This window comes from Nonomuraea fuscirosea (genome assembly GCF_003001935.1).
Taxonomy (GTDB): Bacteria; Actinomycetota; Actinomycetes; order Streptosporangiales; family Streptosporangiaceae; genus Nonomuraea; species Nonomuraea fuscirosea.
The window spans coordinates 38588-60708 of sequence record NZ_PVNG01000007.1 but is presented as its reverse complement, the minus strand read 5'-3'; the positions used below and the strand labels follow the sequence as shown (position 1 = coordinate 60708).

The following is a 22121-nucleotide window of genomic DNA, read 5'->3' as shown; positions in this document are numbered from 1 at the left end:
AGTCACCGCTGCCGCTCGCGGGCCCTGCGGGCCACCTGCGGGCTCTCCACCGGGGTGGCCAGGTGCCCGCCGACCAGCCGGTTCAGCGACCGGACCAGCACCTCGCGCTCGTCGTCAGGCAGGGACGCGAGCGCGTCGCGGTGCACGCCGTCCACAACCTCCTGGCTGCGCGCGGCGACCTCCGCGCCCTTGTCGGTGACCGCGATGATCCGGGCGCGCCGATCGACACTGGAGGGACGGCGCACGGCGTAGCCGGCCTTCTCCAGCGCGTCCACGGTCACCACCATCGTGGTCTTGTCCATGTCGCCGAGCTCGGCGAGCTGGATCTGGGTACGCTCCTCCTCCAGCGCGTGCACCAGCACGCAGTGCATGCGCGCGGTCAGGCCGATCTCGGCCAGCGCCGCGGCCATACGCGTCCGCAGCACGTGGCTGGTGTGGTCGAGCAGGAACGACAGATCGGTCTCGGTACGGGCGGGGGCCATCGCGGTCATGCCCTTCAGCCTACCCAAGTGGTTCCGGACCGGATTATCCGCAAACTGACGTCCCTACAGTCATCGGACCTCCCGCCGGCGCCCGCATCCGGACGAGCAGGGCGGCACCCGCGACGCATACATCGGATGTCAACTCTTGTTAAGGGCAGGTTTCGGTGCTATCTCCTAAGGTCAAGGTTTCCGTGTGATCGGAGAGATCCGTGGCCCACCCCCCACGACGCCGCCTCGACTCCGTCCTGCTCGCCGCGCTGCTGCTCGCCACCGGTCTGCCCGCCTCCGCCCCGGCCGTCGCCGACGACCGCCAGACACCCGATGACTTGGCCCTCTGGTACGACCAGCCCGCCACCGACTGGGAGACCCAGGCGCTGCCCATCGGCAACGGCCCGCTGGGTGCGATGATCTTCGGTGGGGTCGGGTCCGAGCGGATCCAGTTCAACGAGAAGACGTTGTGGACCGGCGGCCCCGGCTCCCCCGGCTACGACTTCGGCAACTGGAGGACGCCGCGCCCCGGCGCCATCGATGACGTGCGGCGCCAGATCGACCGCGACGGCCGGATGAGCCCCGAGGACGTCGCCGCCAAACTGGGCCAGCCCAAGACGGGCTTCGGGGCGTACCAGACGTTCGGCGACCTGCATCTCGATCTTCCCGGCGCGCCCGCCGACGCCTCCGCCTACCGGCGCGAGCTGAGCCTGCGCGAGGCCGTGGCCCGGGTCGGCTACACCGCGGGCGGCGTCCGCTACTCGCGCGAGTACTTCGCCAGCAACCCGGGCAACGTGATCGTCGGCCGGCTGTCGGCCGACCGGCCCGGCAAAGTGTCGTTCACGCTGCGCCACAGCTCGCCGCGCGACGACAAGACGGTCACCGCCGCCGGCGGCCGGCTCACCATCCGCGGGCGGCTCAGCGACAACCAGCTGCGGTTCGAGGCGCAGGTGCAGGTGATCGCGCAGGGCGGCACCCGTACGGACGCGGGGGACGAGATCACCGTCACCGGCGCCGACAGCGCCGTGTTCGTGCTGTCGGCCGGCACCGACTACGCCGGCGCCTACCCGGCCTACCGGGGCGCGGACCCGCACGCCAAGGTCACCGCGGCCGTGGACGCCGCCGCGTCCAGGAGCTACGAGCAGCTGCGCCGGGCGCACACCGCCGACTACCGCGAGCTGTTCGACCGGGTGAAGCTGGACCTCGGCGGCACGACGCCCGCCGTCCCCACCGACCGGCTGCGCGAGGACTACACCGGCGGCGCCGCCGGCGAGGACCGGGCGCTGGAGGAGCTGTTCTTCGCCTACGGCCGCTACCTGCTCATCTCCTCCTCCCGTGAGAACGACCTGCTGCCGGCCAACCTCCAGGGCGTCTGGAACCACTCCACCAGCCCGCCCTGGTCGGCCGACTACCACGTCAACATCAACCTGCAGATGAACTACTGGCTCGCCGAGCAGACCAACCTGCACGAGACGACCACTCCGTACGACCGCTACATCTCCGCCCTGGTCGCCCCAGGCCGCAAGACTGCGCGGGACTTGTACGGCGCGCGCGGCTGGGTGGTCAACAACGAGACCAACCCCTACGGGTTCACCGGCATGCACGACTGGGCCACCGCCTTCTGGTTCCCCGAGGCCGCCGCCTGGACCACCCAGCACCTGTACGACAGCTACCGCTTCACCGGCGACACCGGCTATCTGCGCGACACCGCGTACCCGGTGATCAAGGGCGCGGCGGAGTTCTGGCTCGACTTCCTGCACACCGACCCGCGTGACGGCAGGCTGGTCGCCTCGCCCAGCTACTCCCCCGAGCACGGCGACTTCTCGGCCGGCGCGTCGATGTCGCAGCAGATCGTCCGCGAGGTGCTCACCAACGCCCTGGCCACGGCCGACAAGCTGAACGTGGACGCCGGCTTCCGCGCCGAGGTGCGCGCCGCCCTGGCCAAGCTCGACCCCGGCCTGCGCGTCGGCTCGTGGGGCCAGCTGCAGGAGTGGAAGAGCGACTGGGACGCAAGGTCCGACACCCACCGGCACGTCTCCCACCTGTACGCCCTGCACCCGGCCAACCAGATCGCCGCGGGCACGCCGGAGGCCGAGGCGGCCAAGGTCACGCTGACCGCGCGCGGCGACGGCGGCACCGGCTGGTCCAAGGCGTGGAAGATCAACTTCTGGGCGCGGCTGCTGGACGGCGACCACGCCCACAAGATGCTCGCCGAGCAGCTCAAGAGCTCCACCCTGGACAACCTCTGGGACACCCATCCGCCGTTCCAGATCGACGGCAACTTCGGGGCCACCTCGGGGATGGCCGAGATGCTCGTGCAGAGTCAGCACGACGTCGTCCACGTCCTGCCCGCCCTGCCCTCCACCTGGAAGAACGGCTCCGTGACCGGGCTGCGCGCCCGCGGGAACGTCACCGTGGACGCCACCTGGAAGGGCGGCGCGGCCGACACCGTCACCGTACGGCCCGGCAGGTCCGGCCCGCTCAAGGTCCGGTCGCCGTTCATCGCCGGCCGTTACCGCGTCCTGGACGAGCGGGGCCGCGTGGTCGAGCCGCGCCGCGACGGCGACACCCTCATCTGGAACGCCCGCGCCGGTCAGGCGTACACCATCCAGAACGAGGCCGCCATCGCCCTGGAGGCGCCCGCCACGGCCGTGCCGGGCACACCGTTCGAGGCGCGGGTCACGGTGACCGCCACCCGGCGGCGCGCCGTACCGGCCGCCGACGTCGCCCTCACCGCGCCCGCGGGCTGGACCGTCGAGCCGGCCACCCGCCACCTGCCCGCCACCGGCCCCGGCCGCACGCGCACCGCCGTCTTCACCGTCACCCCCGGCCCGGCGGACGGCTCCCGACGCGCCGTGCTCACCGGCTCGGTCACCGGGTCGTGGCGGGGCTCGGCGACCGCCGTACTCGGGCTCGACCCCTGCCCGCCGCCCGAACCCGGCTCTCTTCTGGTCGCCTGGGACCCGCAGGAGGGCGGCACCGTCGCCGACACCTCCGGCAACAGCCGCGACGCCACCGTCACCGGCACCCCCGCCTACGACCCCACCGCACCCACCGGCAGCGGCCTCGTCCTCGACGGCGACACCTACCTGACGACGGGCGCGACCACCCTCGGCCTGGTCCGGGAGGCCACGTTCGCGGCCGAGGTCAAGATCGCCGGCTCCGGTTACCGCCGCCTGTTCGACTCGCAGGTGTCCGGCGACCCCGGCACCGACGGCGTGCTCATCGACGTCACCCCGGACAACACGCTGCGCTTCATCGGCGCCGGCGCCAACACCGCGTTGAACGCCACCCTGCCGACCGGCCGCTGGATCGACGTGGTGGTCACCCTCGACCGCACCGGCACGCTCACCGCGTACGTGGACGGCGAACTCAGGGCCACCGCCCAGACCGGCACCGACGGCATCACCGGCTGCACCGCCCGCCCCCTGCGCTTCGCCGCCGACCAGAACGGCGGCCAACGCCTGACCGGCGCCGTGGACCGAGCCGCCATCCTCGCCAGAGCCCTCTCCGCCGACGAGGTGAAAACCTGGCAGACCCTGACCTTCAAGTAACCGACGCCGACCAGCGTCCATCCCCCGATGGTTACGATCGCCGGGTGATCTTCGGACGCTTACGATCGCCGCAGCGTCGCCCGACCGCCACGGGCGGCACAGCGGCCACGCCCATCCTCGACTGGCGGCATCCTCGGGTGCTGGAGTTGCTGGACGAAGCACGGGACCTCGACGGGCGGGCGTTCCTGATCGCGGCCCACCGGCTCGTCGCGGCCCGCGTCCGCCCGGTCTACGCGATGAACGAACGGCGTCCCGTCTCCACGACCCTGCGGCTGGGTCAGGGGTCCTGCAGTCAGCGACTGGCTCTGCTGGAGGGCCTGGCCCGGGGTCGCGGGATCCCCACGCGGGTGAGGGGTCTGCTGCTCGACGGGCGTTTCTGGCATGCGCGCCTCCCCCGGCTGCGCGTGCTGATCCCCCGGCACGTGATCCTCGCCTGGCCGGAGTTCCTCCTCGGCGACCGGTGGGTGTCCGTCTCCGAGCTGTACGGCGACCTCGACGCCCTGCGAGCAGGAGGCCGGTTCACGAACACGGCCGGGGAGACGCTCTTCGACGCGGTCGCGCGCACCGCCGTGGACTGGGACGGCGCCACCTGCCCCGCCTGCGACCTCTCCGGTCACGTCCGCGCCGACCTGGGCTTCTTCGACTCCCGCGACGACCTGTTCGACGAGCACGGCCAGACCCTGTGCGCGCCCGTGCGCGTCCCCGCGGATCTGGTCATGCGCCGCCGGGCGGCCTGACCTTGCTGACCGCGCTATCGCCGCGCTAACGGCCCGCCAGTGCCCGTCCCGATAATCGCCGATACGTCAGTCGGTAAAGGGATATGAGGAGGCAGAACGTGAGAACGCTCATCGACCGGGCTCTGGCGCTGGTACTTCCCGAGGTGAAGGCGGCGGCCGTGTGCGGATACCAGTACCAGTGCCGCTCGGGCGGGTGGAGCAGGCGGCTGTGCTGCTCGTCCTCCGCCGACAACTGCTCGCCCTGGAAGGTGCTCACGCCCGCCTGCCCGTAGGGATGAACGGGACCGGCCCGTCAGCTGGGCCCCGCGCCCCTCGGCGGGCTGGTCACCGGCACGACGACCGACCAGCCGATCGTGTACGCGACGGCGCAGGCGCCGAGGACGAGCATGATGCCGGCGGTCCCGATGGTCGCGGCCATGGGTGCTACCGGGAGCGTGGACACCCCCTGGCGCCCGGCCGGGAACCTGAAGACGAGCACCGTTACGGTGCCGGCGGTCACCGGGTGAGGTGGCGTCCGCCCGCGACGGAGACGATCTCTCCGTTGACGTGCCCGTTCGCGGCCGAGCCGAGATAGGCGACGGTGGAGGCGACGTCCTCGGGGGTGCAGATGCGGCGGGTGGGTGTCATGGCGGCCTCGGCGTCGACGACCTCCTGCCCGAAGCCCGGAGTGTTCAGTGCCCGTTCGGTGAGGGTGAATCCTGGTCTGACGACGTTGGTGAGGATGCCGTACGGGGCCTCACGGGATGCGTACACCCTCGCGGCCGTCTCCAGCGCGCCCTTCGCGGCCGGATACGCCACTCCGGCCGGCATGGGCTGGGCGACCACGTCCGACGAGAGCACGACCACGCGGCCCCAACCGGCCGCCCGCATGCCGGGCAGCGCGGCGTCGATCACGGTCAGCGTCCCGGTCACGTTCGCGGTGAAGTCGCCGGTCAGGCTCTCCCAGGTCTCGGGGGCCCGGGCCGGCCAGGAGACGGCGTTGGCGACCAGGACCGCGATGCCGCCCAGCTCCTGCTCCACCTGACGGACGGCCGCCCGGATCGACTCCCGGTCACGCTGGTCGAGCCGGACCGCGATCGCCCTGCCGCCCGCCGCCGTGATCGTGCCGACGAGGCCGTGGGCCCGTTCTTCGCCGCTGTACCAGGTGACGGCGACCGAGGCTCCCTCCTGTGCCAAGGTCATCGCGATGGCGCCGCCGATGTCGCCCGACGCCCCCGTGACCAGCGCGACGCGTCCGTGCAGTCCGAGGTCCATCTCTCCTCCATGCATAGTCGGCTATCTAATAGCCGACTATATACCACGATAGACTGAGGGCCATGGAGGCAAGTGAGGGGATGCGCGTCAATCGAGCGCTGAACAAGATGAGCAAGCTCTACCGCGCCGCCAAGGCCCGCAAGCTCGCGGCGCTCGGCCTGCATCCCGGCCAGGACGTGCTCCTGTGGGTGCTGGCGCAGGAACGCGACGGCATGACGGTCTCGCAGCTGGCCGCCCGGCTCGGCGTCGAGCAGCCGACCGCCACCCGCAGCCTCGCCCGCCTGGAGACCGGCGGCTGGTTCCGGCGCGAGCCGGTCGCCACCGATCGCCGTCAGGTGCGCGTCGTGGTCACCGACGCCGGCCACGCGCTGGTGCCGGAGATCGAGCGGGCGTGGGCGGAGCTGGCCGAGGAGGCGCTGGGCGAGGTGGGCGCGGAGCAGCGCGCGATCGTGCTGCACGCCCTGGAGCAGGCCAACGACAGACTCCGCGCCTCGGTCGGGGAGGCCGTGCTGGCCGAGGAGTGACCCGAAATGCAGGCTCAATCGGAAAGGCCGTTATGGTCGAAAAGCGACCCGAACGGCAGGCTCAATCGGGGAGTGATCTGAGGATCGTCATCGGCACGGACGCCGGGCTCAGGCTCGCTCGACGGTGCCCGACGCCAGGTCGACGAGGTGCGCGTCAGGGAAGCGGAGGTCCGCCCAGAAGGCGCCGGGGCGGTCCAGGCCCAGCCGCGCCGTCACCCAGACGGTCATCGCCATGCCGTGCGTCGCCACCACGAGCGGCCGCCCGCCGGCCAGGGCAAGCTGCTCGGTGATCCCGGCGTCGAAGCGTCCGGCGACCTCGGCCCGGGCCTCCCAGCCCGGGTGGTCCGCGCCGTCCACGTAGGCGCGCCGCAGCTCGCGATAGCCGCCTTCCCACGGCTCCACGCGGGCGACCTCGCCGAACCGTCGATCACGCGTGACCGCGTCGTCGCCGCCCAGGGTCTGCCACGCCTTCACCTCGTCGCTGGAGACGAGCCGGGCGTCGCCGGGCAGCCGGCCGACCAGCCGGCGGGCCGCCTGCCATCCCTCGGCGCTGAGCGTCCACGCGTGCGGCGGTACGTCCGGGCCGTAGGCGGGCATGGCATGGCGGACCAGGAGCAGCACCCGAGGAACCCTACCGACTCGAAGCCCCGAGAGCCGCCGCCAGCCACCCCGCGAACGACGCGAACTCGCCCGTGTCAGGCGGGAGGTCGTTGATCACGGCCACCAGGGACACGTACCTGCCATGACTCGCGTCGTACCGATGCGACTCCTCGGGCTCCTCCCGTTCGAACTGCTCGGCCATGAGGAACCCCGTGGCCATGCGGGCGCGCGACTCGGCCGTGGACCGCGTGCCGACGGCCTCGGCGGCCGCCGCCGCCATCCGTACGACCAGGTCCTGCGCCTGTGGCGAGTCCGCCCGCAGGCCGGAACGGAACGCCGCCATGACCTCCTCCATGATCGCCGTCCCCGTCTCGTAGATGAAGTCCTGTACGGGCGCGGCGGCCAGCTCCCGCCCGGGAGAGGTGGAGTAGGTGTCCTGGAGGTAGGAGCGGACCTTGTTCCTGAACTCCGCGCCCTGGACCAGGTCGGCCAGCTCGATCCAGGCTTCGAGCTGGACGAGCGTCGGATCCTCCGGCAGGCGCGGCCGCATCGTCCGCAACCGGTCCACGAAACCGGCCGGCACGTCGAGTCCTTCGGCGACGTCGTTCCAGAAGTCGTCCACGAGCCGCTCGCGCTCCTCGTCCGGCATCGAGACGAGCTTGCGCATCAGCGCCGCCTGATCGGCGGTGCCGCCCTGCTTGACCAGGGTCCGCAGCACGGCCCGCCTGGCCCGCAGGCCGCGTTCCTGACGTTCGACGATCTCCAGGTGCGCCACGAGGAGGTCGTGCAGCGACGTCTCACCGTCGAGCAGCCGGCGGATGTCGTCCAGGCCCGCGTCCAGGTCCCTGAGGGTGCGGATGAGCTCAAGCCGCGCGACGGCGCGGACGTCGTACAGGCGGTGGCCGGCGTCGGTCACGCGGGTCGGCGCGACGATGTCGACGTCGGAGTAATACCGGATGGCGCTGACGTTCAGACCGGTGCGGCGGGCCACATCCCCGATCGAATACAGCTCGTTGTCGTCCATACCGTCACTATCGGATCTCAAGCCGCTTGAGGTTCAAGCCCCATCGAACCGGTACAGGCGGGCTCTCGTAGGGTCGGATCATGACCTGGGACGACGCGGGCCGCCGTTTCGATCTCATCACCTGCGGCGACGCCTGGCACTGGATCGACCCCGAGGCCGGCACCGCGAAGGCCGCACGGGTGCTGGCCCCCGGCGGTCTCATGGCCTGGTTCTGGAACTCCTCGCACGTGGAGGAGCCGGTGGCCGCGGCGTTCGGCGAGGTGTACGCCCAGCACGCGCCGGAGATCGTCTGGGTCTGGGGACCACGCGACACGACCCTGCTCTGCCGGCGCCGGTCAGGCTGAGGTCCTGCGGCGGTTCACCGTCTCCTGGCCAGCGTGACGCCGTCGCGGACCGGCAGCATCACACTGTCCAGCCGGTCGTCACGGGCCAGGGCCTCGTTCACCCGTCGCATCGCCCGGTGATGGTCCTCCTGGAAGGCCGGGTCGAGCACACGGCCGCCAAGGAAGACGTTGTCGAGGACGAGCAGCCCGCCGGGGTTGAGCCGCGGGACGACCTCCTCGTAGTAGGCGGGGTAGTTGACCTTGTCCGCGTCGATGAAGGCGAAGTCGAAGGCCGGCTCCGCGGGCAGCGCGCGGAGCGTTTCGAGTGCCGGGCCGATCCTGAGGTCGATGCGGTCGTGGACTCCCGCGCGTTCCCAGAAGGGCCTGGCGATGTCCGTCCACTCCCGGCTCACGTCGCAGGCGAGCAGGCGGCCGCCGGCGGGCAGCGCGCGGGCGATGCACAGGGCCGAGTAGCCGGTGAACACGCCGATCTCGATGGCCGTACGGGCGCCGGAGAGCCGTACCAGCAGCTCCAGCAGAGCGCCCTCGTCGGGAGAGATCTGCATGCCGGCGGCCGAGCCGGTCGTCTCCCGGGTCACCTCGGCCAGCTCGGTCAGCAACGGGCCGGCCGGGGTGCAGTGCGTCAGCAGGTAGTCGCCGACGGCCGGAGCGACGATCTCCAGGGTGTCGCCGGAGCGCGGGCCGGACCATTCGACGCGCAGCTCCTCCTGGCCGACGAGGCGCGACAGCTGCCAGGTGACGACGTCCTGCACGGCGACCAGGGCGTCCAGCTCCGGGGCGGCGACGATCAGGACCAGTTCGTCCCCGGAGGAGGTCAGCGAGCATGTGCCCTGCCGGAAGGTGACGGCGCCCCGGCCGGCTCCGGTCAGCTCCGCGGTGGCCTGGTGGGCCAGTTGCGAGATCAGTTGCCCGACGTAATGCGCCGGGCGGTCGGTGACGACATGTGCGGTGGACAGGGGCATACGGGTCCTTCCCCCTAAGCTAAAACATCTAGCTTCTTAGACGCTTTTGTCCGGGACAGCGTGCCGTCGCCGCCCGCGGTTTGTCAAAGCGTCTAAATTCTTAGACACTCATGTCCGTGGACGACGACAAGCAGCCGCTGATCTTGCGCTCATCGGCGCAGTTCAAGGCGCTGGGCCATCCGCTCCGCCATCGCATGGTCAACCTGCTCCGCCAACGCCCCGCCACCCTGGGCGAACTGACCACGGCGCTCGGCTCGACCAAGGGGACGGTCGGCTACCACGTACGCGTCCTGCGCGAGGCCGGGCTCGCCCGCCTCGCGAGCACCAGGCAGGTGCGCGGCGGCACCGAACATCGCTTCGAGCTGGTCAGCACCGGTTTTCGCCTGGACGAGGCCGGCGGCGCCGCGTTCCTCTTCGACGCGGCCCTGGCGGAGATGTCGCCTGCCCCGGCAGCAGACCCCGGCCACACCGTGCTGCGCCACCTCTGGCTCACTCCCGGCCAGGCCCGAGCCCTGGCCGAGCGATTGGAGACGCTGCGCCCTGATCACCACGAGGCCGCGGACCTCGCGACCGAGCCCTACGGCCTGCTCCTCAGCCTCTACCGGGCCGACATCCCCCGTCTGCCCCCCGAAGACGTACCGGCCCCCGGCGCACGGAGCCCAGAGCCACCGACGCGTTGACGGCGCCGCTACCGGCTACGGGCGCGGATCCTCGTCAACGCCGGCTACGGGCTCGGATCCTCGTCAACGCCGGCCCGCCTCGCGGCCGGGTCCGGCCGCTCCGGCAACCACGTCCGCCGCGGCTCAGCGGCGGACGCGGTAGCGGATGTGGGTGGCCTTCGGTGTGTCGATCACGCGGACGATCTCCAGCTCGACCTCCGCCGGCAGGATGTCGAACAGCCGGCGGCCACGGCCGAGCAGCACCGGGACCAGGTGGATCTGCACCTCGTCCAGCACCCCGGCCTCGATCGCCCGTTGCCCCGTGTACGCGCCCCGCACCTGCACGTCCCGGCCCCCGGCGGCGGCCTTCGCCTGCGCCATCGTGCTCTCGATCCCGTCGGTCACGTACGTCACCAGCGGATAGTTCCAGCGGGCGGCCGGGCCCGGCGGCCGGTGACTGGGCACGAAGATCGGCAGACCGTTGTGATCACCACCCCAGTGGTCCATGAGCTCGGCCGTCCGCCGCCCCGCGACCACCGCCCCGGCGGCCCGCCATTCCTCCGCGAACCTTTCGCCCGGCTCACCCTTCGCGTCCGCCCATCGGTGCAACCGCTCGCCGTCGTCGCCGCCGAGGAAATCGTCGGGATCGGCGATGTACCCGTCGAGGGACACCGACATGTCGAGCACGGATATGGACACTGTGACCTCCTGCGGTCTCGATCCGGGATCTCCCGGTGGATCACGCTCGCGCGATCGCCATCGTGGCGGACCCGGGGTGACAGAGTGGTGTCAGCCCAGTGACACTCACCTTTGGACCGGGCGTGTGAAGGAGAGTGATGCGCGTGCTGGCCGTCGAGCTGCTGGGGCCGCTGCGCGTTTCCGTGTCCGGGCTGCCGGTCGAGCTGCCCCCGGGGCGGCAGCGCGCGTTGCTGGCGGTGCTGGCGATGTCGGTGGGCCGGGCCGTACCGGCGGAAAGACTGGTGAGCGCGGTGTGGGGCGCCGATCCGCGCGGCGACCCGCGGGCCAATCTCCGTACCACCGTCAAGCGCGTACGCCGCGCGCTGGGCACCGCCGAACTGATCGCGGCCCGGCCGGGCGGCTACCTGCTGGCGGCCGAGCCCGATCAGGTGGACGCGCTGCGCTTCGGCCATCTGATCGACGAGGCCGCGGCGGCATCCGATCCGGCGGCCGAGCGGTCCCGGCTGGCCGAGGCGCTGGCGCTGTGGCGCGGCGCCCCCTTCGACGGGATCCGATCGGACTGGCTGGAGCACTTCGCGGCCCCCGCGCTGCACGATCGGTACCTGAGCGCGCTGGAGCGCCGGGTCGATCTGGACCTGGCCCACGGAACGCGGCCGGACCCGGACCCGCTGGCCAGGGCCGCCGACCGGCATCCGCTGCGCGAATCGTTGTGGGCGCGGCTGCTGCGGGTGCTGGAGTCGTCCGGCCGTCCCGCCGAGGCGCTGGAGCGGTACGAGACGATCCGGCGCCGGCTCGCCGCCGAACTGGGCGTGGACCCCAGCCCCGAGCTGCGGCAGGTCCATGCCGACCTGCTCACCGCAGGCGCCCCGGCAGCCAGGCGCACGATGGCCGACCCAACGCCCGCCGCAGGCGCCCCGGTGGACGGGCGCAAGGTACCCAGTCGACTGCCCGCCGCCGACGCCTCGGGGGCCGGGAGCACGGTGCCCAGTCAGTTACCCGCCGCCGTCGTCGGGTTCGCCGGGCGGGAGGCCGAGCTGGCGGCGCTGGACGCGCTGCTCGGGTCGCCGGAGGAGACACGGTCCCCGGCGCCGTCGATCACGGTCATCTCCGGCCCGGCGGGGATCGGGAAGACCACGCTCGCGGTGCACTGGGCACACCGGGTCGCCGACCGGTTCCCGGACGGCCGGCTCCATGTCGATCTGCGCGGATACGACCCCTCTGGGGAGGCGGTACGACCGGCGACGGCTGTCCGCGCGTTACTGGACGCGCTGGAGGTGCCGCCGCACCGGATCCCGGACGGCCTGGACGCGCAGGCCGGTCTCTACCGCAGCCTGCTGGCCGGACGGCGCATGCTGGTCCTGCTGGACAACGCCCGCGACGCCGGCCAGGTCACCCCGCTGCTCCCCGGGGCGCCCGGCTGCCTGGTGCTGGTCACCAGCCGCGATCACCTCACCGAGCTGGTCATGACGTACGGCGCGCGTCCGCTCCCCCTCGGCCTGCTGCCGCCGGACGAGGCGAGGCGGCTGCTGTCCGCCCGGCTCGGCCAGGAGCGGATCACCGCCCGACCTGACGCCGTCGAGGAGATCGTCCGCCGCTGCGCCGGGCTGCCGCTGGCGCTCGCGATCGTCGCCGCCCGCGCCGCGATCCACCCCGCGCACCCGCTCGACGCGCTCGCCACCGAGCTCCGGGACACCCTCGGGGCCTTGGACCGCGTCGCCGGCGTACGGGCGATCTTCTCGTGGTCGTACGACTCGCTCGGCGACCCGGCGGCACGGCTGTTCCGGCTGGTCGCCGGGCTGCATCCGGGCCCGGACAGCACGACCGCCGCCGCCGCCAGCCTGGCGGGCCTTCCGATCTCCGAGGTACGGGCGCCCCTCGCCGAACTGACCCGCGCCAACCTGCTCACCGAACCCGTTCCCGGCCGCTGGTCCTGCCACGATCTGCTGCGCGCCTACGCCTCCGAGCTCTGCCAGGCCCACGACGCGGACCGGGACGCCGCGCGGCGCCGCCTCATCGACCACTACGCCCGTACCGCGTACACCGCCCATCGGTTGCTCGGCGGCGACGCGGAAGGGGACACGGAGGGAGGAGCGCAGGAGGACGTCGAGACCGTCGGCGCCGCCGCGCCGGCGACGGGCGTGTGTGTCACCGACCTGGGTGGACGGGACGCGGCGGCGGCCTGGTTCGCGGCCGAGCGCCCCGCCCTGCTCGCCGTCCTGGAGCCGGCCGCAGACCTGGGCCTGGACCGGCAGGTCTGCCACCTGGCGCGGGCGATGTTCGTCTTCCTGCACGGACAGGGCTTCTGGCACGACCGGGCCGAGACCCAGCAGGCCGCCGTGGCCGCCGCCGCGCGGCTGGGCGACCCGGTGGAGGAGTCCCGCGCGTACCGCAACCTGGCCTTCGCGCTGGCCGACCTGGGCCGCTTCGGCGACGCCCACCGCAACCTCGACGCCGCCCTGCACCGAGCGCGTGACGACCTCGCCGGTCAGGCGTGGACGCACTACCACCGCGACATCGTGTACGCCCTCCAGGGCAGGCAGGCCGACGCGCTCGACGCCGCCCGGCGCGCCCACGACCTGTTCGAGCGGCTGGACCACCAGGCGGGCCGGGCCATCGCGCTCACCGATCTCGGCTTCCACCACGGCCGCCTGGGGCAGCACGCCCGGGCCCTGGAATTGTGCGAGCGGGCCCTGCTCCTGCACCAGCGGCTGGGCAACCGCCCCCATGAGGCCCACACCTGGTCGTGCCTGGCCGACACCCGGCTCCAGCTGGGCGACCCGGCCGGGGCCGTCCCCTGCTACCGCCGTGCCCTGGGTCTGTTCCGCGAGTTCGGCGACCCGTACGCCGAGGCCAGCACCCTCGCCCACCTGGGCGCCTGTCATCACCTCGCCGGCGACCACCCGGCCGCCCACGAGCACTGGCGTCACGCCCACACGCTGCTCGGCGACCGCGACTCCGCCGCCACCGATCAGATCCACACCCAGCTGGCGATCATCGACCGGTCCGCCGCCGACGCCTTCCGTCACCGCCGCTGACGACCGATCAGTCGCCAAGCCGTCAGGTGCCAAGCCGTAGGTGGCCGGGCGGTCAGCTGCCGGGCGGTGGCGTGGCGTCGCCGATCTCATCGGCCGACGGGTCCGCCACGACCTCGCACGGCGCGACGGGCCCGGTCGTCAGCCGCCCGCTGAACTGCCAGGCGACCCCGGGACGCTCCACCGTGGGCGCGACCGGATTCTCCATGACCTCGATCATCGCGATCTGGCCCGGCCGGATGTGGCGGGGGTAGATGGTGATGCCGTCTCGCGGGCGAATCGCCTGGGCAGAGGGCGTCCGGCCCAGTCTCTCCCGAACCCTGGCCCGCACGGCGGCATCGTCGCTCGCCAGTTCCTCCTTGCTCACGTCGACCTGGTCCTCCTTGAGGAAGGGCGCCCTGGCGTTCCCGCAGCGCCGGCCGAGAGGCAGATAGGTGATGTCGGCCGTCACCCCCCAATCCTTGAGCTCCCTCTCGACCTGCGCGGGCTCCCTGAAGTCGTAGATCTTGAGGTTGATCGACCCGTCCTGGTTCTTCGTCAGGGCGTAGGCCGGCTCGGCGGAACCGAGCAGGGAGGGCACGGCCACACCCACCGCGACGGCCGCCGCCACGGCCGCGCCCACCGCGAGCCGCCGCGCGCCCAGGAGCGGAAGCGGCCTCCTCCGGCCTCGACCAGGCGATGTCTCCGTCGCCTCCTGCACGAGGCGGAGTCGCTGCCGGGCCAGGGACCCGGGCGGCTCGTGCTCCAGCTCTCCGATGAGCGTCTTCAGTTCATCCATGACCGTGCTCCTCCAACGGGTTGATTCCGCCCAGCGCGTGGCGCACCTTGCGCCGGGCGCGATTGAGCCGTGACTTGACCGTGCCGACCGGGATGCCGAGCGCGCGGGCCGCTTCTTCGTACGTCATGTCGCTCCAGGCGACCATGAGCAGAACGTCCCGATCGCCCCGCGACAGCTTCGCGAGCGCGTCCAGCAGGGCGGTCCGCGACCCTCGCGCGGTCATATCGCGGGCGATCGCCTCTTCCGGCCCCTCCACGGGCTGGGCCGGGCTCTGCCGTTCCAGCGCGCGGTAGCGGCTGACCTCGCTCCGGCGGTGGCCGGTGACGAGTTTCGTCGCGATGCCCAGCAGCCAGGGCCGGGCGTCGCGGTAGGCGATGTCGTACGTGTGCCGCCGGCGGAACGCGATCAGGAACGTCTCTCCGACAAGATCTTCGGCGAGTTCCCGGCCGAGCCGGAAGGAGACGTACCGGTAGAGCGTCGCGGCGTAGCGGTCGAACAGGGCGGAGAACTGCTCCGGATCATCGAGGGAACGCGTGATGATCTCGGCGTCCACCACCAGCGGCGACGTGTCCGTCACCACGGCTGATCTGCTTTCGTCACTGGACTCCCTTCGAGATGTCACCTGTGTCTTGTCGCGAGAGGCTCAGGTGTTCACGGACGGGCGTCACCGGTCTGGTAGACACACGCCCATGACCTCGCTCACGTCCCAGCACCTGCGGATCCTCGCTCCCGCGTTCGTCATCGAGCAGTTGCCGCACGACGCGTCTCCGGGAGACGGCTGGCAGGTGCTCGTCCGCGCGCCCGAAGGGCTGACCGTCGTGCGCGAGGCCCCTCCCGCCGGACCGCCCGATGAGGAACGGTGGATCGCCTTCTACGGCGGAGCCACCGCCCACGACCTGGACGTCCCCGGGATGCTGGCGGCGATCGTCAAACCCCTGGCGGAGGCGGCCGTTCCGGTGTTCGTCGCCTCGACCGTGCACGCCGATCTGGTGCTCGTTCCACGGCAGCAGAGGGAGCAGGCCGTCATGGCGCTGCGGGAAGCGGGACACCAGGTGGAAGAGCAGAAGTGACCACGCCGCCGGACAGCACGAAGGCCCGTCCGGCAGCTCGGACGGGCCTCATCGGCTCTGGCGCGCTCAATCGTTTCGGGGCGTACGGAACTCCTCGATCAGCACCGGATACTGCTCGCCACCATGCCCGGCCGCGATCGAGCGGTCGGCCATCGCCTTGATCAGCTTCGGCAGCTCGGCGTTGACCCCCACCGCCTCGCTCTCCTCGATCAGATGGGACATCGCCCGCACGTCGGTCTCCAGGGCCGACACCTCGGCCGGGAAGGAGCCCCGGTCGATCTGCTCGGCGTACCCGGGCAGCCAGTCGGCCACGACGGCGGCCAGCTGCCGCGCGAACGGCGCGAACGTGACGGCGTCGACCCCGGCCGTTCCGAGCAGGGCCGTGCCCTGCAGCCAGGCGTTCAGCATGCTCCACATCATGGCGAGGCCGGCCACGTCGTACAGGGACGCCAGTCCATGGTCCGCCCCCAGGTAGGTGACGGTGCCGAGCGCGTCGAGCGCCGGCCTGTGCGCGTCGAAGTCCGGCTGCGGCCCGCTGTGCAGGATCACCGCCTCGGGGGTGCCGATCGCCGGGGGGACGGCCATGACGGCGCCGTCAAGGTAGCGGGCGCCGCGCTGCTCGGCCCAGCGGGCGGCCTGCCTGGCCTGGGCCGAGTCGCCCGAGGTCAGGTTGATCAACGTCGTGCCGTCCAGCTCGGTTTCATCCGCGCCGAGCAGCTCGTACACGGCCTGGTAGTCGGTGACGCAGATGATCGTCAGAGAGCTCGCCCTGATCGCCTCGCCGACCGTCGGCGCCGGTCGCGCGCCCCGGTCCACCAACGGCCCGGCCTTGGCCGGCGTACGGTTCCACACGGTCGTGGGATGCCCTGCTTTCAGGAACGCGCCGGCGAGCGCCCGGCCCATCAGTCCGAGTCCGATGACGGTCACGGGTGTATCGGTTCTGCTGTTCATGGCAGCATCGTCAACGTTGATACCGGTGTGAAGGTCAAGTGAGGGTTCGATGCTGATCGGGGAACTGAGCCGCCGGACGGGCGTGAACGCCCATCAGTTGCGTTACTACGAGGCCCAGGGTCTGCTGGACGCGGAACGCGGCGCGAACGGCTACCGCGAGTACGACGACAGCGCCGTACTGCGGGTCAAGCAGATCCGGCAGCTGCTCGGCGCCGGTCTGTCCTCGGAGGACATCGCGTACCTGCTGCCCTGCGCGGTCGGCGAGGCCCCGGAACTGCTCGGCTGCCCCGAACTGCTGACCGCAATGCGGTCCCGGCTGCGGCGGCTGGACGATCAGCTGGACAGACTCGCACGATCCCGCGACGCTCTCGCCGACTACATCGACGCGGCCGACCGCATGGCCGGCGACGACTACCCGCCCTTCGACCATGCCTGCCAGGAGCCCGTCCCCGCCTGAGCGATCTCTGGTCGGCTCACGCCTCCAGCGCGGTCTGGGCGGCCGGTTCGTGGCGCGGAACGGCCAGGTCGTGAGCGGTGCGGGCCAGCCAGATCATGAGCAGCACGTTCCCGACCACACTGGGCACCTCGACGACGTCCGCCACGCCCGAGAACGGCATCGCGGCCAGTGTCAGCAGAATCGGCGCAACCAGGGAGGCCGTACCGTACGCGAAGGTCGCCCTCCCCCAGCGGTCATCGCCCCATTGGTCCCGCAGGACCAGCGCCAACCAGATCAGGCTGGCCAAGCCGCAGAACGTTGCCGCCCGGTCCAGGGCAGGCACGCCGACGAGGTCGAACAGGCCGATGACGGTGAAACCGCCGTACCCCAGCACCCCCAGGCCCCGCGTGAACATCTGGTCGCCGTCCAGCACCCGCGCGAACCGCAGCACGACCACCCACATCGCGGCGGAACTGATCACTATCCCGACTTCCCAGCTCAACGACGCAGTGACGTGGAACAACCACGTCGCCGCCGCCGCGACGTAAAGCGTGATGCGCAACCGCACGATGTCCTGATCCTGCTCGGCCGCCGACCCCGCCGACGGCCCGCGCAGGCTCTGCCAGATCGCCCACGCCCAGGCCATCCCGGCCAGAACCGGGACGAGCAGACTCTGCGGCGTCACCACGGCCCCTTCGGCCACGGGCACGAACAGCGTCACCCACCACAACGGACCGAGGTCTCCGGAGACCAAGGTGACGACGAGGGCGACCGCCAGCGCGGCGCCGTACAGACTCGTGAGGATCAGGGCAGGCAGGGCCGAACGATGGCGAGATAACACGAGACGCATCCTGGGGGGGTTCGGAAGCGATGGGAACGAACGCCCCACCCTACAAGCGATCATGACAACCGTCACCAGCTAACCGAGCCCGTCACACCCACGACACGGTGGCTTCCGTAAATGGCTCCCCTCCGGAAGAGGAGAGAGGCCTATGATCAGCGTCAGTCGATGATCAGCGACGGCCCATGCGGGGAGATATCCATGTTGAGGTTATGGGCCATCGTGCTCCTCGCGGCGGGATCCCTCTATCTCCTCGTGAGTGGTGCGGCAGCGGTCCAGCGCGTCGCCTTCGGCGAGGGACTTCTGCCCTTGGAGACCCTCGAAGTCGAACCTGACGCAGTTCGCGAGGTCAGCAGCATCGGTACGGTCGTGGCGCAGACGACAGTGGATCCCTTCTACGAGCGCACCGTCCAGGTCAGCAATATTCTGATCATGGACGTCGGCGCTTCATCCTTCAAAGAAGCTTCTGCCACAGCTCGAACTGCTCTGGAAAGACATGGCTGGGTGAAGTCGGCTGAGCCGATCACCGATCACATCTCCATGGAATCGCCTGAATGGGCCTTCACTTCCTTGAGCATCGCACCCATCCAAGACCTCGCGGGCTGGGGCGCCGACGTGCCCGATTCGGTCATGGAGTCACCGAGAGCAGACGCGTACGTGCTTATAGACATGACGCCCTTGCAGTAGTCACCTGGTAGCCGGTCCGCGCCGAAGTGGCGATGACGGCATCTGGCCGATGTTCGACGCGATTCTCAACCGCGATCGTCCGCTGTCCCCGGTCAATTCGTGCAGCGACATCGCCGGCGAGACCTTTTACTATTTCTCCATCAGCCGGCCGGTACTCGACCTCGGCCCCTGGCAGGAAGGAACGATTTACCTCCTGTCCGCCGAGGGGTTCGAGCATCAGCCTCCGATTCGAGGTGCTCGCCAGCGCCAGGTGGCCAAACTGGGGCCGGCTGAACCGGTGGCCAAGATCCGGGTGCGGCCCGAGGAGTTCCCGTTCCTCAACGACGTGCGCGGACACGACGTCGCGGTGGTGCAGGCCCGATCGGCGGCCGACCCCGACGGCTTTCCATGGGTCGACGGGTGATCGGGGCGGTTCAGCTCGGCTGACGTGAGTTCGCGCGGCCGGGCGGCGGAGTGGCCGCGAGGCTGGCCAGCAGCTTGAGCCGTTCCTCGGAGGTGCTGCCCGGTTCGGCGGTGTAGATGGTGAGGTCGTACGCCGCCCGGCCGGACAGGGGCAGGCCGAGCGACTGGTAGGTCAGCTCCAGCTCGCCGACCTGCGGATGCCACAGCCGCTTGCCGCCGTCGTGGCGGAGGCGTACGTCATGGTCGGCCCACCGGCCGCGGAAGTCGGTGCTGAGCGTGGACAGTTCGCCGATGAGGTCGCGCAGGGCGCGGTCATGAGGCGCGCGGCCGGCCTGGGCGCGCAGCAGCGCGGCGGCGATGACGGCGGCATCGTCCCAGTCGGCGAAGAACCGCCGCGAGCCGGGGTCGAGGAAGATGTAGCGGGCGATGTTGGGGCGGTCGTGCCGGACGGTGGCTGGGCTGTCGAAGATCGGCGCGTGCAGGGCCCGGGTCAGCGCGTTGCAGGCGACGATGTCCTGACGCCCGTTGCGTACGAACGCCGCCGCCATCGTCATGGCATCCAGCATCCACTGAACGCGCGGCGGCACCTGGGCATCCGAACGGCGCGCGGGCGCGCGACGGGCGGGGCGGGCGGCGTGCGCCAGCGTGAACAGATAGGCGCGTTCGTCCTGGTCCAGCCGCAGCGCCCGGGCCACCGCGTCGAGCACGTCGTCCGATACGCCGCTGATGTGGCCTTTCTCCAGCCGGGTGTACCACTCGGTGCTCACCCCGGCCAGCACCGCGACCTCTTCCCGCCGCAGCCCCGGCACCCGGCGGCGGCCGCCGGCGGGCAGCCCGACCTGCTCCGGGGCGAGCCTGGCGCGCCGGGTGACGAGGAAGTCCCTGATCTCCGCGCGGTGCTCCATGCCTTCCACGGTAACCGCGGCCGGCCGCGCTAAGGGGGTTGAGCCTGTACCCCCGATGAACGCGCTCTGCCTCGCCCGCGCCCGGACGGGTTTTCTGGACACGACCCGAAACGAACGGAGAACTCCGATGCGCGCAACCCTGATGTACGGCGCCGGCGACGTCCGCGTCGAGCAGGTGCCGGACCCGGTCATCGAGCGGCCCACCGACGCGCTGGTCCGCATCACCGCGTCCTGCGTCTGCGGCAGCGACCTGTGGCCGTACGCCTCGATGAAACCGGAGGGCGGCCCCACTCTGATGGGGCACGAGTTCATCGGCGTCGTCGAGGACGCCGGCCCGGAGGTGACCACCCTCGCCAGGGGCGACCTGGTCGTGGCGCCGTTCGCCGTCTCCGACGGCACGTGCGTGTTCTGCCGCGAGGGCCTGCACACCTCCTGCGCCGACCCGCAGGCCGGCTTCTGGACGAACGCGAGCGGCCAGGCCGAGGCGATCCGCGTCCCGCTCGCCGACGGCACCCTGGTCAAGCTGCCCGTCGAGGCGGACTCGGCGCTCGTACCGTCCCTGCTGACGCTCGCGGACGTGTTCGGCACCGGCCACCACGCGGCCCTGACCGGCGGCGTCAGCCCGCGCACCCGCGTCACCGTGATCGGCGACGGCGCCGTCGGCCTGCTGGCGGTCCTTGCGGCCAGGCGTCTGGGCGCCGAGCGGATCATCCTGATGGGACGCCACAAGGCCCGCACCGACCTCGGCCGCGAGTTCGGCGCCACCGACGTCGTCTCCGCCCGCGGCGAGGAGGGCATCGAGGCGGTACGCGAGCTCACCGGCGGGCACGGCACCCACGTGGTCGTGGAGGCCGTCGGCACCATGCCGGCCTACCGGCAGGCCCTCGGCGTCGTCCGCCCGGGCGGCGTCATCAGCCGCGTCGGCATCCCGCAGTACGAGGACGCGCCCATCGGCTTCGGCAGCCTCTTCCTCCGCAACATCCGCCTGGCCGGCGGACCGGCGCCGGTCCGGGCGTACATCGAAGAGCTGATGCCGGACATCCTGAACGGCTCCATCGAGCCGGGCAAGGTCTTCGACACCACGATCGGCCTCGACGCCGTCCCTGTCGCTTACCAGGACATGGCCGCCCGCAAGAGCCTCAAGGTCCTCGTCAAGCCCTGACCGAGATGATGCGGGGGCGGGATCGGGCCGGGACGCCACGCACCGGGCGCCCGGCCCGGTTCTGCGGCTCCGCCTGCCGCCAGAAGGCCCACCGCCGCCGCACCACCGACCGCTGACGCGGGTTTCGTGGCGCTGCTGCCTGTCCTCGCCGGAGTAGCGGCTGGGGTGGTCATCGGGGTCGTGGCCAGTCTGATCGTTCTTCGGAGGAGACGAGGGCGCTCTCCCCTCGTCGACGTGAGCGTTTGAGCGACCGCGGCGACGCACCCGGACGGTGCCGAGGATGTCCTGACGGGCCTGGCGGGAGCTGGGTGCCGGAACCACGTCATCGCGGCGCGGCTGACGGCGCCGCGCCGAGTACGGTGTGTGCTGTGATCCGGGTGCTGCTGGCCGACGACGAGGCGTTGATCCGCACCGGGGTGCGGGCGATCCTGGGCGCGGCCCCGGACGTGGAGGTGGTCGCCGAAGCGGCGGACGGTCACCAGGCCGTCGAGCAGACCCGTGCGTACCGTCCCGACGTGGTCCTGCTGGACATCCAGATGCCGGTGCTGGACGGATTGAGCGCCGCGGCGGAGCTGCGGCGGGTGGCGCCGGCGACGGCGGTGGTGATGCTGACGACGTTCGGCGAGGACGAGTACGTGGCCGCCGCCCTGGAGGCGGGGGTGTCGGGGTTCCTGCTCAAGTCCGGCGACCCGTACGAGCTGATGGCGGCGGTGCGCGCGGCGCACGAGGGGGCGGCGTTCCTGTCGCCGCGGGTCGCCCGCCAGGTCATCGCCCAGCTCTCCGGTGAGCTGCCGGCCCGCCGGCAGGCCGCCCGCGCGAAGGTCGCGGTGCTGACCCCGCGGGAGCGGGACGTGCTGGCGCTGCTCGGCGCGGGGTTGAGCAATGCCGAGATCGGGCGCCGCCTCTTCCTGGTGGAGGGGACCGTCAAGGCGCACGTCTCGGCGCTGATGACCCGCCTGGGCGTACGCAATCGTGTCCAGGCCGCCATCGTCGCGCACGAGGCGGGCCTCCTCGCCGAGGACGACTGACC

General features: G+C 71.7%; 25 protein-coding genes. 13 read left to right on the top strand and 12 right to left on the bottom strand.

Going from position 1 to position 22121, the window contains the following annotated elements; translation table 11 throughout:
• Positions 1–2 precede the first annotated feature (2 nt).
• Complete coding sequence (locus B0I32_RS17605; RefSeq protein ID WP_106240357.1) at positions 3–491, bottom strand: MarR family winged helix-turn-helix transcriptional regulator; 489 nt, start codon at positions 489–491, stop codon at positions 3–5.
• A 200-nt stretch (positions 492–691) separates the two neighbouring features.
• Between B0I32_RS17605 and B0I32_RS17600 the strand changes: the two genes are divergently transcribed.
• From B0I32_RS17600 to B0I32_RS57730, 3 genes are all read left to right on the top strand, one after another.
• Complete coding sequence (locus tag B0I32_RS17600; protein WP_245955875.1) at positions 692–4024, top strand: glycosyl hydrolase family 95 catalytic domain-containing protein; 3333 nt, start codon at positions 692–694, stop codon at positions 4022–4024.
• Between the two features lie 44 nt (positions 4025–4068).
• Positions 4069–4761, top strand: a complete 693-nt coding sequence (locus B0I32_RS17595) for a transglutaminase domain-containing protein (RefSeq protein WP_219911873.1) — start codon at positions 4069–4071, stop codon at positions 4759–4761.
• A gap of 98 nt (positions 4762–4859) precedes the next feature.
• On the top strand, positions 4860–5033 hold the full coding sequence (locus B0I32_RS57730) for a hypothetical protein (protein WP_181307497.1): 174 nt from the start codon (positions 4860–4862) through the stop codon (positions 5031–5033).
• A 20-nt stretch (positions 5034–5053) separates the two neighbouring features.
• On the opposite strand, the gene B0I32_RS60955 is transcribed toward B0I32_RS57730, so the two are convergent.
• Complete coding sequence (locus B0I32_RS60955) at positions 5054–5179, bottom strand: hypothetical protein (RefSeq protein WP_281262606.1); 126 nt, start codon at positions 5177–5179, stop codon at positions 5054–5056.
• Positions 5180–5256: 77 nt separating this feature from the next.
• Entirely contained in the window at positions 5257–6015 is a 759-nt protein-coding gene (locus B0I32_RS17585; protein WP_106240353.1) for an SDR family NAD(P)-dependent oxidoreductase, read from the bottom strand.
• A gap of 62 nt (positions 6016–6077) precedes the next feature.
• Here B0I32_RS17585 and B0I32_RS17580 point away from each other — a divergent pair, with 62 nt between their 5' ends.
• Positions 6078–6539: a MarR family winged helix-turn-helix transcriptional regulator gene (locus B0I32_RS17580; RefSeq protein ID WP_106240350.1), complete on the top strand. Its 462-nt coding sequence runs from the start codon at positions 6078–6080 to the stop codon at positions 6537–6539.
• 108 nt (positions 6540–6647) lie between these two features.
• Here the strand turns inward: B0I32_RS17580 and B0I32_RS17575 are convergent, their stop codons facing one another.
• Together B0I32_RS17575 and B0I32_RS17570 are read right to left on the bottom strand one after the other, a co-directional pair.
• A complete protein-coding gene (locus B0I32_RS17575; protein ID WP_106240348.1) occupies positions 6648–7160 on the bottom strand; it encodes a histidine phosphatase family protein in 513 nt (170 codons plus the stop codon).
• A gap of 10 nt (positions 7161–7170) precedes the next feature.
• A complete protein-coding gene (locus tag B0I32_RS17570) occupies positions 7171–8163 on the bottom strand; it encodes a MerR family transcriptional regulator (RefSeq protein ID WP_106240345.1) in 993 nt (330 codons plus the stop codon).
• Positions 8164–8243: 80 nt separating this feature from the next.
• On the opposite strand from B0I32_RS17570, the gene B0I32_RS56515 reads away from it, so the two are divergent.
• Positions 8244–8507 (top strand): methyltransferase domain-containing protein, encoded by a 264-nt coding sequence (locus B0I32_RS56515; RefSeq protein ID WP_146178210.1) that lies wholly within the window; start codon positions 8244–8246, stop codon positions 8505–8507.
• A gap of 14 nt (positions 8508–8521) precedes the next feature.
• Here B0I32_RS56515 and B0I32_RS17560 read toward each other — a convergent pair whose 3' ends face one another.
• Positions 8522–9469, bottom strand: coding sequence for a DUF2218 domain-containing protein (locus B0I32_RS17560; RefSeq protein WP_106240342.1), 948 nt, complete (start codon positions 9467–9469; stop codon positions 8522–8524).
• 116 nt (positions 9470–9585) lie between these two features.
• On the opposite strand from B0I32_RS17560, the gene B0I32_RS17555 reads away from it, so the two are divergent.
• The gene (locus tag B0I32_RS17555; RefSeq protein ID WP_181307495.1) at positions 9586–10149 is read left to right on the top strand and encodes an ArsR/SmtB family transcription factor; all 564 of its coding nucleotides are present in this window, start codon (positions 9586–9588) and stop codon (positions 10147–10149) included.
• Between the two features lie 123 nt (positions 10150–10272).
• Here the strand turns inward: B0I32_RS17555 and B0I32_RS17550 are convergent, their stop codons facing one another.
• Positions 10273–10827 (bottom strand): dihydrofolate reductase family protein, encoded by a 555-nt coding sequence (locus tag B0I32_RS17550; protein WP_106240338.1) that lies wholly within the window; start codon positions 10825–10827, stop codon positions 10273–10275.
• A 137-nt stretch (positions 10828–10964) separates the two neighbouring features.
• On the opposite strand from B0I32_RS17550, the gene B0I32_RS17545 reads away from it, so the two are divergent.
• Positions 10965–13862, top strand: a complete 2898-nt coding sequence (locus B0I32_RS17545; RefSeq protein ID WP_219911872.1) for an AfsR/SARP family transcriptional regulator — start codon at positions 10965–10967, stop codon at positions 13860–13862.
• A 52-nt stretch (positions 13863–13914) separates the two neighbouring features.
• Here the strand turns inward: B0I32_RS17545 and B0I32_RS17540 are convergent, their stop codons facing one another.
• Positions 13915–14637: a hypothetical protein gene (locus tag B0I32_RS17540; RefSeq protein ID WP_106240335.1), complete on the bottom strand. Its 723-nt coding sequence runs from the start codon at positions 14635–14637 to the stop codon at positions 13915–13917.
• Entirely contained in the window at positions 14630–15217 is a 588-nt protein-coding gene (locus B0I32_RS17535) for an RNA polymerase sigma factor (protein ID WP_106240334.1), read from the bottom strand. The genes B0I32_RS17540 and B0I32_RS17535 overlap by 8 nt, the downstream gene beginning before the upstream one ends.
• A gap of 109 nt (positions 15218–15326) precedes the next feature.
• On the opposite strand from B0I32_RS17535, the gene B0I32_RS17530 reads away from it, so the two are divergent.
• Positions 15327–15707 carry an ACT domain-containing protein gene (locus B0I32_RS17530; protein ID WP_106240331.1) on the top strand — a complete coding sequence of 127 codons (381 nt, stop codon included), beginning with the start codon at positions 15327–15329 and terminating at the stop codon, positions 15705–15707.
• Between the two features lie 66 nt (positions 15708–15773).
• On the opposite strand, the gene B0I32_RS17525 is transcribed toward B0I32_RS17530, so the two are convergent.
• A complete protein-coding gene (locus B0I32_RS17525) occupies positions 15774–16658 on the bottom strand; it encodes an NAD(P)-dependent oxidoreductase (protein ID WP_106240329.1) in 885 nt (294 codons plus the stop codon).
• 49 nt (positions 16659–16707) lie between these two features.
• On the opposite strand from B0I32_RS17525, the gene B0I32_RS17520 reads away from it, so the two are divergent.
• On the top strand, positions 16708–17115 hold the full coding sequence (locus B0I32_RS17520) for a MerR family transcriptional regulator (protein WP_106240328.1): 408 nt from the start codon (positions 16708–16710) through the stop codon (positions 17113–17115).
• A gap of 16 nt (positions 17116–17131) precedes the next feature.
• Here B0I32_RS17520 and B0I32_RS17515 read toward each other — a convergent pair whose 3' ends face one another.
• Positions 17132–17944: a hypothetical protein gene (locus tag B0I32_RS17515; protein ID WP_146178209.1), complete on the bottom strand. Its 813-nt coding sequence runs from the start codon at positions 17942–17944 to the stop codon at positions 17132–17134.
• 159 nt (positions 17945–18103) lie between these two features.
• Between B0I32_RS17515 and B0I32_RS17510 the strand changes: the two genes are divergently transcribed.
• Together B0I32_RS17510 and B0I32_RS17505 are read left to right on the top strand one after the other, a co-directional pair.
• Positions 18104–18622: a hypothetical protein gene (locus B0I32_RS17510; RefSeq protein WP_106240322.1), complete on the top strand. Its 519-nt coding sequence runs from the start codon at positions 18104–18106 to the stop codon at positions 18620–18622.
• Between the two features lie 49 nt (positions 18623–18671).
• On the top strand, positions 18672–19025 hold the full coding sequence (locus B0I32_RS17505) for a hypothetical protein (RefSeq protein ID WP_181307493.1): 354 nt from the start codon (positions 18672–18674) through the stop codon (positions 19023–19025).
• Positions 19026–19035: 10 nt separating this feature from the next.
• Here the strand turns inward: B0I32_RS17505 and B0I32_RS17500 are convergent, their stop codons facing one another.
• Entirely contained in the window at positions 19036–19929 is an 894-nt protein-coding gene (locus B0I32_RS17500) for a helix-turn-helix transcriptional regulator (RefSeq protein WP_106240320.1), read from the bottom strand.
• Between the two features lie 127 nt (positions 19930–20056).
• Between B0I32_RS17500 and B0I32_RS17495 the strand changes: the two genes are divergently transcribed.
• Positions 20057–21091: a zinc-binding dehydrogenase gene (locus B0I32_RS17495; RefSeq protein ID WP_106240318.1), complete on the top strand. Its 1035-nt coding sequence runs from the start codon at positions 20057–20059 to the stop codon at positions 21089–21091.
• Between the two features lie 368 nt (positions 21092–21459).
• Positions 21460–22119 (top strand): response regulator, encoded by a 660-nt coding sequence (locus B0I32_RS17490; RefSeq protein ID WP_106240315.1) that lies wholly within the window; start codon positions 21460–21462, stop codon positions 22117–22119.
• Positions 22120–22121: the final 2 nt, after the last annotated feature.